The 14293-nt window shown below is 71.6% G+C and carries 11 protein-coding genes; 6 read left to right on the forward strand and 5 right to left on the reverse strand.

Going from position 1 to position 14293, the window contains the following annotated elements:
* Positions 1-4: 4 nt before the first annotated feature.
* Together ACZ62B_RS23615 and ACZ62B_RS23620 are read right to left on the reverse strand one after the other, a co-directional pair.
* A complete protein-coding gene (locus tag ACZ62B_RS23615; protein WP_469691945.1) occupies positions 5-1558 on the reverse strand; it encodes an outer membrane protein assembly factor BamB family protein in 1554 nt (517 codons plus the stop codon).
* A gap of 126 nt (positions 1559-1684) precedes the next feature.
* Complete coding sequence (locus ACZ62B_RS23620; protein WP_344564579.1) at positions 1685-2467, reverse strand: sulfite exporter TauE/SafE family protein; 783 nt, start codon at positions 2465-2467, stop codon at positions 1685-1687.
* 173 nt (positions 2468-2640) lie between these two features.
* On the opposite strand from ACZ62B_RS23620, the gene ACZ62B_RS23625 reads away from it, so the two are divergent.
* The 5 genes from ACZ62B_RS23625 (at position 2641) to ACZ62B_RS23645 (ending at position 8470) form a co-directional block, all read left to right on the forward strand.
* Positions 2641-3867, forward strand: coding sequence for an NAD(P)/FAD-dependent oxidoreductase (locus tag ACZ62B_RS23625; protein ID WP_469691948.1), 1227 nt, complete (start codon positions 2641-2643; stop codon positions 3865-3867).
* Positions 3867-6464 (forward strand): nitrite reductase large subunit NirB, encoded by a 2598-nt coding sequence (gene nirB, locus ACZ62B_RS23630; protein WP_344564575.1) that lies wholly within the window; start codon positions 3867-3869, stop codon positions 6462-6464. Before ACZ62B_RS23625 ends, nirB begins: the two co-directional genes overlap by 1 nt.
* The gene (gene nirD, locus ACZ62B_RS23635; RefSeq protein ID WP_469691950.1) at positions 6461-6811 is read left to right on the forward strand and encodes a nitrite reductase small subunit NirD; all 351 of its coding nucleotides are present in this window, start codon (positions 6461-6463) and stop codon (positions 6809-6811) included. Before nirB ends, nirD begins: the two co-directional genes overlap by 4 nt.
* A gap of 124 nt (positions 6812-6935) precedes the next feature.
* Positions 6936-7886, forward strand: a complete 951-nt coding sequence (locus tag ACZ62B_RS23640; RefSeq protein ID WP_468878499.1) for an SMP-30/gluconolactonase/LRE family protein — start codon at positions 6936-6938, stop codon at positions 7884-7886.
* 149 nt (positions 7887-8035) lie between these two features.
* On the forward strand, positions 8036-8470 hold the full coding sequence (locus ACZ62B_RS23645) for an excalibur calcium-binding domain-containing protein (protein WP_468725771.1): 435 nt from the start codon (positions 8036-8038) through the stop codon (positions 8468-8470).
* A 31-nt stretch (positions 8471-8501) separates the two neighbouring features.
* Here ACZ62B_RS23645 and ACZ62B_RS23650 read toward each other — a convergent pair whose 3' ends face one another.
* Positions 8502-9170: a hypothetical protein gene (locus ACZ62B_RS23650; protein ID WP_469691951.1), complete on the reverse strand. Its 669-nt coding sequence runs from the start codon at positions 9168-9170 to the stop codon at positions 8502-8504.
* A gap of 139 nt (positions 9171-9309) precedes the next feature.
* Between ACZ62B_RS23650 and ACZ62B_RS23655 the strand changes: the two genes are divergently transcribed.
* Positions 9310-10626, forward strand: a complete 1317-nt coding sequence (locus ACZ62B_RS23655; protein ID WP_468878490.1) for a 5'-methylthioadenosine/S-adenosylhomocysteine nucleosidase — start codon at positions 9310-9312, stop codon at positions 10624-10626.
* Positions 10627-10638: 12 nt separating this feature from the next.
* Here ACZ62B_RS23655 and ACZ62B_RS23660 read toward each other — a convergent pair whose 3' ends face one another.
* Positions 10639-10938 carry a hypothetical protein gene (locus ACZ62B_RS23660; protein WP_469691952.1) on the reverse strand — a complete coding sequence of 100 codons (300 nt, stop codon included), beginning with the start codon at positions 10936-10938 and terminating at the stop codon, positions 10639-10641.
* 215 nt (positions 10939-11153) lie between these two features.
* Entirely contained in the window at positions 11154-13874 is a 2721-nt protein-coding gene (gene ppdK, locus ACZ62B_RS23665) for a pyruvate, phosphate dikinase (protein ID WP_469691954.1), read from the reverse strand.
* Between the last annotated feature and the right edge of the window lie 419 nt (positions 13875-14293).

Below are 14293 nucleotides of genomic sequence, written 5' to 3' on the forward strand. Positions count from 1 at the left end.
CCCCCTAAGGACGGACCGCGAGCGCCGGGGGATAGTTGTCGCCGTCGGCGTTGACGATGACCCAGCCGTCGCCCGCCCGGACCAGTTGCGGGCCGCTGTCGAGCTTGAGCGAGATGTCGCGGACCGTGATGCCGTCCTCCTCGCCCACCCGGGTGCCGTCATCGGTGGTGAGCGTCCACAGGCGCTGGGACTCGCCGAGTACGGCCACCCGGTCCGGGCCCGCGGGGGCGAGGGCGACGACCTCGGTGCCCAGATCCGCGTGCCAGCGGCGGCGGCCGTCGTCGAGCGAGTAGGCCACGACCCGCTCGGGGGAGGACGAACCCGGCTTCGCGGCCGCCACGATCAGGTTCCCGTCGGCGACCACGGTCCGGAACACCGGCCGGGCCGCGAACTTGGGGTCGAACCCGGTGACGGCCAGGTCCTCCTCGTCGGCGGTGAGCGGGATCGTCACCGGTTCCCGCTTCAGGTCGTCCGGGTCTCCGTAGGACAGTACGGCGGCGAGGCCGCGCTCGTCCTCCTCCTCCACCAGCAGGGTGAACGGCTCGGCGGAGAGCACTGCGGCGGACTGCGGGGCGCTCTCGATCGGGAGCGCCCGCCGGGCCAGTTCCTTGCCCGTGGCGGTGTCGAGGGTAAGGAGGAACGCCGAGTGGAACCCCTTGTAGCTGCCGCAGGTCACGGCGACCGTGGTGGTGCCGCCGGCGGTGGAGGCCGTCACCGGCTCGCACTCGACGTCGTCCTCGGCCCCGGTCCCGGCGGCGGGGGCGGTCTTCGCGGTCCAGCGCACCGCGCCGTCGGCGAGCCCGTACCCGTGGACCGCGTGCTCGCCCAGCGCCACGGCCACGCCCGCGTCGGCGGAGAGCAGCCCGCCGCCGCCCCGGTAGAACCCCAGTGTCACACCGGTGATGTTCCGCTCCCACACCTTGCGCCCGCTGCGTACGTCGACGCCCCACACGGTGTCGCAGGGCTTCTCGTTCCGTGCGAAGGCGACCAGGCCGATGCCGTCGACGATCCGCTCGCTCATCGCGCACACCGACTCCCGCACGGGCGCCCGCAGCACCCATCCGCGGTCCCCGCTGCCGGAGTCGTACGCGATCAGCGCGTCGGTCCGGGCGCGTACGACCGTGCCGCCGTCCCCGCCCACCGCCCAGGCCCCGACGCCGCGCACGCTCGCGGGCCGGTCCGCTCCGGCCTGCCAGGCGCGGTCGAGCACCGGTCCGCGCAGCCAGAGGTAGGCCTGCCAGCCGGGCCACAGCGCGATCAGCACGCCCGCCGCGACGAGTGCGCCGGGCACGGCCTTCCCCGGGCGGCTCGAGTTGAACGCGGCGAGGGCGATGATGAGCGCGACGGCGCCCACGAAGGTGAGGAGGAACGCCAGGATGAGGGTCGGCGTCGTGCCCTCCGGGCAGGGCCGGTACCTGCTGCCGCAGCTGTTGCCGGGGAAGGACGTCCACCCCAGCCAGTGGAACTCCACCGCGAGCCCGACCAGCGCGCCCGCTCCGGCCACCCACGCGGCCTTCCCCAGCGGCCACGTCCCGGACGGTCTGGCGTCCTCGGCCATCTTCTTCCCCACCCTTGTCCTGTTCTGCGGCGCTCCCCAGCACCGGCCGCCCGCGTCATGGAGCGGCGCTCGAGCCTAACCCCCGCGAGTGGATCATGACAGCCGGTTGATCACCCTGTGTGCCGCTCAGGCCAGCCACTGCTCGTACGCCAGGTTCGCCACCAGGGCGAAGACGACCGTGAGCAGGACGACGCGGACGAAGCCGCTGCCCTTCTTCAGGGCCGTGTGCGCGCCGAGCGTGCCGCCCGCCAGGTTGAACACCGCCATCAGCGCCGCGAGCTGCCACAGCACCGCGCCCTGCCAGGCGAACATCGCGAGCGCGCCCGCGTTGGTGCAGCAGTTGACGATCTTGGCGGTGGCGGAGGCGGTGACCAGGTCGAGGTGGAGCAGGGCGGTGAGCGCCAGGACGAGGAACGTGCCGGTGCCGGGGCCGATGAGACCGTCGTAGAAGCCGATGCCGAGGCCGGCCAGGCCGATCGCGGCGAGGATTTGACGGCGGGTCGCCGGGCCGGTGGCGGGGGCCGTGCCGAAGGCGGGGCGCAGGATCACGAAGGCGGCGACGGCGAGCAGCACCACCATGATCACCGGTTTGAGGACCTCGGTGCTCATCCCGGCCGCGAAGAAGGCCCCGCCCGACGATCCGGCGAGGGCCGCGAGGCCGATGCGTACGGCGGTCTTCACGTCGACCGGCGCCTTGCGGGCGTAGGTGACCGCCGCGCCCGTGGTGCCGACGATCGCGACCGCCTTGTTGGTGCCGAGCGCGTGCGCGGCGGGGGTGCCGGCGGGCAGGCCGAGCAGCAGGGCGGGCAGGAGCAGCAGCCCGCCGCCGCCGACCACGGCGTCGATCCAGCCGGCGGCGAGGGCGGCCAGACAGAGCAGGACGACCGTGGTCAGAGATATGTCGGGCATGGTCAGGAGCCTATGGACGGGATAGATGTCACGTCCATCAAGATGAGCGTTACTTGAGGTTGCCGCCGGGCCGGCCTCCTCACACCCGCCGCGCTCCCCCGCTGAGGGCAGCGTTCCGTGCGGGAAACAGAAGGGATGCCGACGGGTAACACCCGCACCGCAGGCTCAAGGGCATGACCTCGAACGAGCGTGTGGTGGTGATCGGCTCCGGCCTCGCGGGCGTACGACTCGCCCGGCGGCTCGGCGAGCTCGGCACGCCCGTGACGCTGATCGGCGAGGAGGAGCACCGCCCGTACAACAGGGTGCTGCTCGCCGAGGTGCTGGCCGGACGTTACAGCCCCGAGGTGATCGCCCTGCCGGCACCCGCGGAACTGACCCGCGCCCGGGTCACCGGCATCGACCGCGCGGCACGGACCGTCGTCTGCACGGACGGTTCGGTGATCGCCTACGGCAGGCTCGTCCTGGCCACCGGCTCCAACCCCGTACTGCCGCCGCTGCGCGGCCTGTTCACCTCGGGCACCGCGGACCACGAACTGCCCGAGGGCGTGCACGCGTTCCGCACCCTGGACGACTGCCTGGGCCTGGCCGAGGCGGTACGGCCGGGGGTGCGGGCGGTGGTGATCGGCGGCGGCCTGCTCGGCGTCTCCGCGGCCCGCGCGCTCGCCGTGCGCGGCGCGCAGGTCGTCCTCGCCCAGCAGTCCGAGCGGCTGATGGAACGCCAGCTCGACCCGGCCGCGTCCAAGCTGCTCGGCCGGCATCTGACCGACCTCGGCGTGGAGGTGCACACCGAGTGCCGGGTGCGGGACGTGCGCTGCGTCGGCGGCGCGGTCCGCTCGGTGGAGATGGCCGACGGCTACGCCCTCGACGCCGACCTCGTGGTGCTGGCCTGCGGGGTGCACCCCCGCACGGGTCTCGCGCAGGCGGCCGGGCTGGAGGTCCGCAAGGGCGTCGTCGTCGACGACGAGCTGCGCACCTCCGACCCGTACATCCACGCGATCGGCGACTGCGTCCAGCACGCCGGCACGGTGTACGGGCTGGCCACCCCGGCCCTCGAACAGGCCGACGCGCTCGCCGCGCTGCTCGCCGGGGACACCGGCTCCCGTTACACCGGCACCCGCTCCCTGACCCGGCTCACCCTCACCGGCCCCGACAGCCCCTTCGACCTGGCCGCGTTCGGCGAGACCGAGGCCCTGCCGGGCGACGACGTCGTCCAACTCACCGATGCCACCCGGGGCACCTACCGCAAGGTCGTCGTCCGCGACGACCGCCTGGTCGGCGGGGTCCTGGTCGGCGAACTCGGCACCGTCGGCGCCCTCGCGCGCGCCTGGGAGGGAGCAGAGCCGCTCCCCTCCGACGGCGGGCCCCTGCTCCACCTGCTCACCCATGACGGAGGCTCCTGATGTCCACGGACACATCGACCATCGTGCTCATCGGCCACGGCATGGTCGGCCAGCGTTTCCTGGAGGCGCTCGCCGAGCGCGGCCTGACCGCCACGCACCGCGTGGTCGTGCTGTGCGAGGAGCCGCGACCGGCGTACGACCGTGTCCAGCTCACCTCGTACTTCTCGGGGAAGACGCCCGAGGACCTGTCGATGACGGACCTGGCGTTCATCGAGGAACACGGCATCGAGCTGCACATCGGTGACCCGGCGGAGACCGTCGACCGCGAGGCGCGCAAGGTGACGGCCCGCTCCGGGCTGGTCGTCGACTACGACGTCCTGGTGCTGGCCACCGGCTCCTACCCGTTCGTGCCGCCGGTGCCGAACAAGGACGCCGAGGGCTGTTTCGTCTACCGCACGATCGAGGACCTGCTCGCGATCGAGGAGTACGCGAGGAGGTCGACGACCGGTGCCGTGGTCGGCGGCGGTCTGCTCGGCCTGGAGGCGGCGGGCGCGCTCAAGGGCCTCGGACTCACCTCCCACATCGTGGAGTTCGCGCCCCGGCTGATGCCCGTCCAGGTCGACGAGGGCGGCGGCGCGGCGCTGCTGCGCACCATCGAGGAGATGGGCCTGACCGTCCACACGGGTGTGGGCACGCAGGAGATCGTGACCGACGCCTCGGGTGCCGTCACCGGCATGAAGCTGTCGGACGGCTCCGAACTCTCCACCGACCTGGTGGTGTTCTCCGCCGGTGTCCGCCCCCGCGACCAACTGGCCCGCGACTGCGGCCTCACGGTCGGCGAGCGCGGCGGCATCGCGGTCGACGAGCAGTGCCGTACGGTCTCCGACCCGCGCGTGTTCGCGATCGGCGAGTGCGCGCTGGCCGCCGACGGCCGGGTGTACGGCCTGGTCGCGCCCGGTTACGAGCAGGCCGAGACGGCCGCCGCGACGATCGCCGCCGACGAGGCGTCCTTCACCGGCGCGGACCTGTCCACCAAGCTGAAGCTGCTCGGCGTGGACGTGGCGTCCTTCGGCGACGCGCACGGCACCGCCGAGGACTGCCTGGACGTCGTCTACTCCGACTCCCGCGCCGGCCTGTACAAGAAGCTGGTCATCGGCCGGGACGGCACGCTGCTCGGCGGCATCCTGGTCGGCGACGCGGAGGCGTACGGCACGCTGAAGGCCTTCACCGGCTCCGTCCCGCCGGTCTCGCCCGAGTCGCTGGTGCTGCCGGCCGGCGCCGGGGCGCCCGTGCAGCTCGGCCCGTCCGCGCTGCCGGACGACGCGATCATCTGCTCCTGCAACAACGTCCGCAAGGGCACGATCCGCGAGGCCGTCACCGAGCACAAGTGCACCACCGTGCCCGAGGTGAAGAAGTGCACCAAGGCCGGTACGACGTGCGGCAGTTGCGTCAAGGTGCTGGGCCAGCTGATCAACGCCGAGCTGGAGGCGAGCGGCGTCGAGGTCGACAAGGGACTGTGCGGCTGCTTCTCCCAGACCCGCGAGGAGCTGTACGAGATCGTCCTCGCCCTGCGCGTCACCTCCTTCCGGGACCTGCTCGACCGGCACGGCCGGGAAGCCGCCCGGGGCGGCGACGGCTGCGAGGTCTGCAAGCCGACGGTCGGCTCGATCATCGCCTCCCTCGCCCCGACCATCGGCGCCAGCACCCACGTCCTCGACGGCGAGCAGGCCGCCCTCCAGGACACCAACGACCACTTCCTGGCCAACCTGCAGAAGAACGGCTCCTACTCGGTCGTGCCGCGCATCCCCGGCGGTGAGATCGCCCCGGAGAAACTGATCGTGATCGGCGAGATCGCCCGCGACTTCGGCCTCTACACGAAGATCACCGGCGGCCAGCGCATCGACATGTTCGGCGCGCGGGTCGAACAACTTCCGGTGATCTGGGCCCGGTTGGTCGACGCCGGCTTCGAGTCCGGGCACGCCTACGGCAAGTCGCTGCGCACGGTGAAGTCCTGCGTCGGACAGACCTGGTGCCGCTACGGCGTCCAGGACTCCGTCCGCATGGCCATCGACCTGGAGCTGCGCTACCGGGGCCTGCGCTCCCCGCACAAGCTCAAGTCCGCGGTCTCCGGCTGCCAGCGCGAGTGCGCCGAGGCCCAGTCCAAGGACTTCGGCGTCATCGCCACCGCGGGCGGCTGGAACCTCTACGTCGGCGGCAACGGCGGCGCCACCCCGCGCCACGCCGACCTGCTCGCACAGGACCTCTCCGACGCCGAACTGATCCGCCTGATCGACCGGTTCCTGATGTTCTACATCCGCACCGCCGACCGCCTGGAGCGCACCAGCGTCTGGCTGGACCGCGTCCCCGGCGGTCTGGACCACGTACGGGACGTCGTCGTCCACGACTCGCTCGGCATCTGCGACGAACTGGAGGCCCTGATGGCCGCCCATGTCTCGCACTACCGCGACGAGTGGGCCGAGACCATCAACGACCCGGAGAAGCTGGCCCGCTTCGTGTCCTTCGTGAACGCCCCCGACACCCCCGACCCGGTGGTCGCGTTCGTCCCCGAGCGCGACCAGATGAAGCCCGACCTGCCGCTGCTGAACATCGGCCTGCGCCCCGCCGACGACATCCTGGAAGGAACCGCGACGCGATGACCCTGGCACTCGAGACCACCGATCTGAAGGTCCGGCTCCGCCTCACCGACGACTGGTTCACGGTCTGCGACCTGAGCGCGCTGCTCCCCGGCCGCGGGGTGGCCGCCCTCCTCCCCGACGGCCGCCAGGCCGCCGTCTTCGCCGACCGCACCGGCCGCCTGTACGCCATCGACAACCGCGACCCCTTCACCGGCGCGGCGGTCCTCTCCCGCGGCCTGACCGGCACCCACCAGGGCCGCCCCTTCGTCGCCTCCCCCCTCCTGAAGCAGCGCTTCGACCTGGAGTCGGGCCAGTGCCTGGACGACGAGGCGGTACGGGTGACGGCGTACGAGGTGAAGGCGGCGTAGCCGGCCGGGCCTGTCGAATTCCTGTCGAGTTCGGGTCGTTGCGTCCATCGGGCCGGGTCCATCGGGTTACATCGGTTGCGCCCGCGTTCCAGGTTCCACCCCATCCGTCACGGAGGCCCGAACCATGACCCGGAAGCACACCCGACCTTCCCGGCGCGCCCTGCTCGGCGGAGCCGCCGCCACCGCGCTGGCGGTGGCGGCCGGCACCGGCACGGCGCAGGCCGCCGGCCACCGGCCCGCCTGGCCGACCGAGTTCCCGCTGCCGGACGGCTGGCTGCCCGAGGGCATCACCATCGGCGGCGCGCCGTACGCCTACATGGGCTCCCGCGCCGACGGAGCGATCCTCCGCACCGACCTGCGCACCGGAAAGGGCGTAGTCCTCCACGAGGGCACCCCCGGCCTCGTGGCCATCGGCCTCAAGCTGGGCCGGGACGGCCTGCTGTACGTCGCCGGCGGCGGAGGCGGCACCGCGCGCCTCGTGGACGCCCGCACCGGCGAGCTGCGGAGGACACACCGGCTCACCGCCGCCACGGGCCACTTCATCAACGACGCGGTCCTCTTCCGCGACCGCGCCTGGTTCACCGACTCCTTCGCCCCGGTCCTGTACGGCGTCCCGCGCGGCCGTGGCGGCACGGTCCGCGCGCTGCCGCTCACCGGCGACTGGGAGCAGGTACCCGACGTCGTCAACGCCAACGGCATCGTGAGCACGCCCGACGGGTGCGATGTGATCGTGGTCAAGAGCACCCCGGGCGAGCTGTACCGCGTGAGCCTCGGAACCGGACGCGCCACCCGCATCACCCTGTCCGGCGCGGAGAACGTGGTGGGCGGCGACGGCCTGGTCCGCGTCGGCCGCACCCTGTACGTCGTACAGAACCGCTCGAACGTCGTCACGGTCTTCGACCTGGACGCCGACTCCACGAAGGCGACCCTGCGCCGCTCGATCACCGACCCCCGTTTCGACGTCCCCGCCACCGCCGCCCGCTTCGGCGACCGCCTCTACCTGGTCAACGCCCGCTTCACCAGCCCGCAGACCCCGGAGACGACGTTCACGGCGGTGGCGGTGCCGCTGCGGTAGCCCTTACGCCATAGCGGATAGCTACCTTCCGGTCACGTCACGTTCGTATCACAGGCTTTTCATATCCCTCACACGGCACGCGCCCCCCAGTAGCTTCGTCACCCTCGTACCGAGCACACGCAATCGCCCGATCTGGGGGGCTCTTCGCCATGCACCCGTTCCGTACCTCCGCCGCCGCGGCCCTCGCCGCACTCGCCCTGGCCGCCGTACCGGCCACCGCCGAGGCCCACGACGGCGACCACCCGTTCAAGAACTGCACCGAGGCGTACGACAACGGGTACAGCGACATCGCCAAGGGCGACGACCACTACGGCGAGCACCTGGACCGCGACGACGACGGCATCGGCTGCGACCAGCCGCCGGCGGACTTCAAGCCCCACGAGGACAACACGGAAGCCGAGGACGGCACGGAGACCGGGAACACCGGCTCCTCCGACAGTAAGGAGCAGGGCGGCGGCACCGACCTCGCCGAGACCGGCGGCAGCAACGCCACGCCGTACATCGCGGCCGGCGGTGCGGCCGTCGTCCTCCTGGGCGGCGGCGTGATGATCGCGGCCCGCAAGCGCCGCGACGACACCCGCTGACGCCGTTCCGCGCGAAGACCGGCTCCCCGGCCTACAGGGACAGCAACAGGGAGTCGGTCTTCCCCCGCCGGCGCCGCACATGCCCGCGCCGCCCGGCGAGGACCGCCATCAGCGTCCACGCCACGAGCCCGCCGATCAGACCGTTCAGCCGCCCCGCGGCGTCCACCTCGTCCGTCTGCTCCATGGGCGCCACACCCTCCGGGTCGCGGAGGACGTCGAGCCGGTCCCCCACCTCCAGACCCGAGCCGTCACCGTTGTAGGTGAGCCGCTCCTCCAGTTCCTCCCCGTCCGCCGTGCGCAGCGTGAACCGGTGATTGTCGCCGCCCGTCTCGTCCACGCTGTCCGCCACGATCACCACGCTCTCCCGCACCCCGCGCACCTCCAACGCCGCCTCGGGCGCGTACTGGACGGCCCCGACGAGGATGAACAGCCCCGGCACGCAGGACAGCAGGGCGATCCACCCCGCACGATGGAGCAGCATCAGGAGCACGACGAACCCCAGACACAGTGGAAACCCCACGGCGATGGGCACCCACACCCACCGCAGCGCCAGGTAGGACGCCCCCGCGGTGACGGCCGCGGCGGCCCACCCGAAGAGCACCACCCCGACCGTGCGCCGGAACGACTGCCAGGGGTCGACGGCGTACCCGCCCATGGCGCTCAGCGGCCTGATGCTGCTCCTGCGTATCCGAAACGGCACCGCGTCCCCCGCCCTCCCCGCCGCAGCGGTCCGTGAGTCCCGGCAGAGGACACTACACACGCGAAGGGGCGGCGCCTCCGCCCGGGTACGCCGGTGGACGAACGGGTAAAGGGCGGTCACGGGAACGAGGAGGCGCTGCATGGTGCGGACGGGCAGCGGTGGTGTCGTGGTGCTCACCGCGCTCCCCCTGGAGTTCAGGGCCGTGAGCGCGCACGTCGACGACGTCGTACCCCGGGCGCACCCGGCGGGCACGGTGTTCGAGGTGGGCACCTTCGCCGGCACCCCCTGGCGGGTCGCTCTCGCGGAGATCGGCGAGGGCAACCAGTCGGCCGCCGTCATCACCGAACGGGCCCGCGAGTGGCTGAAGCCGGAGGCGGTGTTCTTCGTCGGGGTGGCCGGGGGTCTCAAGAAGGACGTGGCGCTGGGCGATGTGGTCGTCGCCACCCGGGTGTACGCCTACCACGGCGGCAAGGAGACCGACGACGGCCGGCTCGCCCGGCCCCGCGTCTGGGACGCCCCGCACGCCCTGGAGCAACAGGCCCGCGCCGCTCTGCGCGACGATCGGTGGATCTCCCTGGTCCGCGGTACCGCGGACGTACGCCGGCAGGTCGAGGACCTGCTGAAGAACGCGGCCCGGCTGCCCTTCTCCCGCGCCCCCCGCCCGGCGACCGTGCCGAAGGTCCACTTCAAGCCCGTCGCGGCCGGCGAGGTGGTGCTCGGCTCCGACCGGTCGGCCCTGGCCCAGCGCCTCAGGACCGTCTACGGCGATGCCGTCGCCGTGGAGATGGAGAGCGCCGGAGTCTCCCAGGCCGCCCATCTCTCGGGCGGCCTCCCAGTGCTGAGCATCCGCGGGATCAGCGACCGCGCCGACAGCGGGAAGGCCGAGGCGGACGCCGCCGGCTCCCAGGAGCGGGCGGCGGCACACGCGGCGGCGGCGCTGGGGGCGGTGCTGGGCCGGATGGTGCCCGCAGCCGTCGCGGACATACGGCGGACGGTCCTGGACGTGCTGCGCCGGCCGGACCTCGCTCCGGAGCCGCTCAGGGACGCGGCGGCGCTCTCGCCGGCCGAACTGGACTCCGTACGCCGCTGGTGTCCCACCGAACGCGACGAGGAGTTGCTGCTGGTGTGGCGGCCCAGGCATCCGGTCGACCTGCTGACGGGGCGGGTGTCCATCGTCGTGGTCACCACGTGGGGCGTGAGGCTCCAGCCGCCGCTGCCCCTGCCCTTCGCCGTGGCGCACACCGATCTGTGGTCCTGTGATTTCTCCCTGGAGTCCGAGCCCCGGCGCCTGGGCCCCCTGCCGGTCGAGACGCACCGGCTGATGGTCCGGCGCGGCGGCCTGAGGAGCATGGTCGCCGCCGACGGCGACCATGCCTCCGTCGGAGGGCTGCTGCGCTTCCTCGAAGCGCTGCGGGACGTCCTCACCCCGACGGGCGCGTGGTCGCCCCGGCACTGACCGGCGCCACCGTCACCAACGCGCCGAGAATCTCCCCGTCTTCTGGGACTCCAGGTGCTTGAAGCAGGCGTAGAAGACGACCAGCCGCTGCCGCTGCTCGCTGCTGTGCTCGTTGACGGTCGCCTCACGCAGGTACTTGTCCATCTTCTCCAGCCCCGTGGGCGTCGCCCCCGCGACGTACTCGGCTATCGCGTCCAGCGCCTCGTCGTCCTCCTTGTACCGCCACTCGGTGATGATGGAGACGAACGGGTAGCTGGCCGCCATCTCGCCCGCCGCTTCCCCCAGCACCTTCTTGAACTCGCTCCAGCTCATCGGTCCTCCCCCTGAACGGCATACCGGCTGGCCTCTTTCTGCCCGGCAACACACCGAAATAAGCGACATCGGAAGGGGGACGAGCGCCGTGACGTACCGAAGGGCGGACCCCCCGCACAGGGGTCCGCCCTTCTTCGTGATCCGGAGCCGCCGCCGATCGGTGAGGGTGGTCGGGTGACAGACGACGGCTCCGGGGTCCATGTGCCCCGAGGGGCTCAGCGGTGGTCGCTGCCCGTCGACGTGACGGCCGCGCGGCCGGCTTCCAGGCGGGCGACCGGGATGCGGAACGGGGAGCAGGAGACGTAGTCCAGGCCGACCTCGTGGAAGAAGTGGACCGACTCCGGGTCGCCGCCGTGCTCGCCGCAGACGCCGAGCTTCAGGTCGGGGCGGGTGGCGCGGCCGGCCTTCGCGGCGGCGGCGACCAGGGAGCCCACGCCGTCCTTGTCGATCGTCTCGAACGGCGACACCCCGAAGATGCCCTTCTCCAGGTACGCCGTGAAGAACGAGGCCTCCACGTCGTCGCGGGAGAAGCCCCACACCGTCTGGGTGAGGTCGTTCGTGCCGAAGGAGAAGAACTCCGCCGCCTCGGCGATCTGACCGGCGGTCAGCGCGGCGCGCGGCAGCTCGATCATCGTGCCGATGGCGAGCTTGAGCGAGGTGCCGGTGGCCTGTTCGACCTCGGCGACGACCTGGTCGGCCTCCTCGCGGACGATCTCCAGCTCCTGGACCGTGCCGACGAGCGGGATCATGATCTCCGCGCGCGGGTCGCCCTTGGCGGCCTTGCGCTCGGCCGCCGCCTCCGCGATGGCCCGCACCTGCATGGTGAACAGGCCGGGGATGACCAGGCCGAGGCGGACACCGCGCAGGCCCAGCATCGGGTTCTGCTCGTGCAGCCGGTGCACGGCCTGGAGCAGGCGCAGCTCGTTCTCGTGCGGCTCCTGCCGGGACTCGGCGAGGGCGACGCGGACCGACAGCTCGGTGATGTCGGGCAGGAACTCGTGCAGCGGCGGGTCGAGGAGGCGGATGGTGACCGGGAGGCCGTCCATCGCCTCGAAGAGTTCCACGAAGTCCCGCTTCTGGAGCGGGAGCAGGGCCTTGAGGGACTCCTCGCGCTCGGCCTCGGTGTCGGCGAGGATCAGGCGTTCGACCAGTTCACGGCGGTCGCCGAGGAACATGTGCTCGGTGCGGCACAGGCCGATGCCCTGGGCGCCGAAGCGGCGGGCGCGCAGCGCGTCCTCGGCGTTGTCGGCGTTGGCGCGCACCCGCAGCCGGCGCTTGCGGTCGGCGAAGGCCATCATCCGGTGCACGGCCTCGACGAGTTCGTCGGCGTCGTCGGCGCCCGGGTGCATCCGGCCCTCGAAGTACTCCACGACCGGGGACGGGACGACCGGGACCTCGCCCAGGTAGACCTTGCCGGAGGAGCCGTCGATGGAGACGACGTCGCCCTCCTCCACGACCTGCCCGCCGGGGACCGTCATCCGGCGGCGCTTGGTGTCGACCTCCAGCTCCTCGGCGCCGCAGACACAGGTCTTGCCCATGCCGCGCGCGACCACGGCCGCGTGGGAGGTCTTGCCGCCGCGCGAGGTGAGGATGCCCTCGGCCGCGATCATGCCGTCCAGGTCGTCGGGGTTGGTCTCGCGGCGGATCAGGATGACCTTCTCGCCGGAACGCGACCACTTCACGGCGGTGTACGAGTCGAAGACCGCCTTGCCGACCGCCGCGCCCGGCGAGGCCGCGATGCCCCGCCCGACCTGCTCGACCTTGGCGTCCTCGTCGAAGCGGGGGAACATGAGCTGGGCGAGCTGGGCGCCGTTGACGCGGGTGAGCGCCTCGGCCTCGTCGATCAGGCCCTGGTCGACGAGCTGGGTGGCGATGCGGAAGGCCGCGCCCGCCGTGCGCTTGCCGACGCGGGTCTGGAGCATCCAGAGCTGGCCGCGCTCGATGGTGAACTCGATGTCGCAGAGATCCTTGTAGTGGTTCTCCAGGGTCTCCATGATCTGCATGAGCTGGTCGTACGACTTCTTGTCGATCGACTCCAGCTCCGCGAGCGGCACGGTGTTGCGGATGCCCGCGACGACGTCCTCGCCCTGCGCGTTCTGCAGGTAGTCGCCGTAGACGCCCTGGTGGCCGGAGGCGGGGTCGCGGGTGAAGGCGACGCCCGTGCCGGAGTCGGGGCCGAGGTTGCCGAAGACCATGGAGCAGACGTTGACGGCGGTGCCGAGGTCGTGCGGGATGCGCTCCTGGCGGCGGTAGAGCTTGGCGCGGTCGCCGTTCCAGGAGTCGAAGACCGCCTTGATGGCGAGGTCCATCTGCTCGCGCGGGTCCTGCGGGAAGTCCCGCCCCGCCTCGGTCTTGACGATCTTCTTGAACTTGGTGACGAGCTTCTTGAGGTCGGCCGCCTCCAGCTCGGTGTCGACGGTGACCTTCTTGGCCGCCTTCGCCGCCTCCAGCGCGTCCTCGAACAGGTCGCCGTCGACGCCGAGGACGGTCTTGCCGAACATCTGGATGAGGCGCCGGTAGGAGTCCCACGCGAACCGGTCGTCGCCGGCCTGCTTGGCCAGGCCCTGCACCGACTTGTCGGAGAGGCCGATGTTGAGGACGGTGTCCATCATGCCCGGCATGGAGAACTTCGCCCCGGAGCGGACCGACACGAGGAGGGGGTTGTCGGCCTGGCCGAGCTTCTTGCCCATGGTCGCTTCGAGGGCGTCGAGGTGCGCACTCACCTCGTCACGCAGTGCCGCCGGCTCCTCGCCACTGTCGAGGTAGGTCTTGCACGCCTCGGTGGTGATGGTGAAGCCGGGCGGGACGGGAAGGCCCAGGTTGGTCATCTCGGCGAGGTTGGCGCCCTTGCCGCCGAGCAGGTCCTTCAGGTCTTTGTTGCCCTCGGTGAAGTCGTAAACGAACTTCGCTACGTGGGGATCTTTGTTTTCCGACACGGGTCTCGACTCCTCGAGGACGCGGTGGCTGCCCTGACGGCGAGAATGTACCCAGATCAAAGGCGTCTGGGTACGTCCACTTGTGCGTCATGCGCCTGTAACCAGTCGTCCGCCAGCGGATCGAAAGTCAAAGCTTGGCAAGCCGCGAGGGCCGAATGTTTTCACTTCTTGAACGCATCAGCCTTCCCACCAGCCCCTGAGCGCTCATATGAGCGGCAATCGCCACGTCTGATTTCGCTCGATGAACGATCAAGAGATGGCACTGAGTGCCACCCTTTGAGAAGTGCAGTCGCCCATGATCCGCTCATCTGAGCGCAACCCTTATCAAGGGTGGCGAGAATCACGCTGTCACAGCGAACCGGGTTCCACCATGCGGACCAGGTGAACACACCGTTCCCGCCGCCCGTACGAGAAGACGG

This window comes from Streptomyces sp. NPDC053426 (assembly GCF_055585405.1).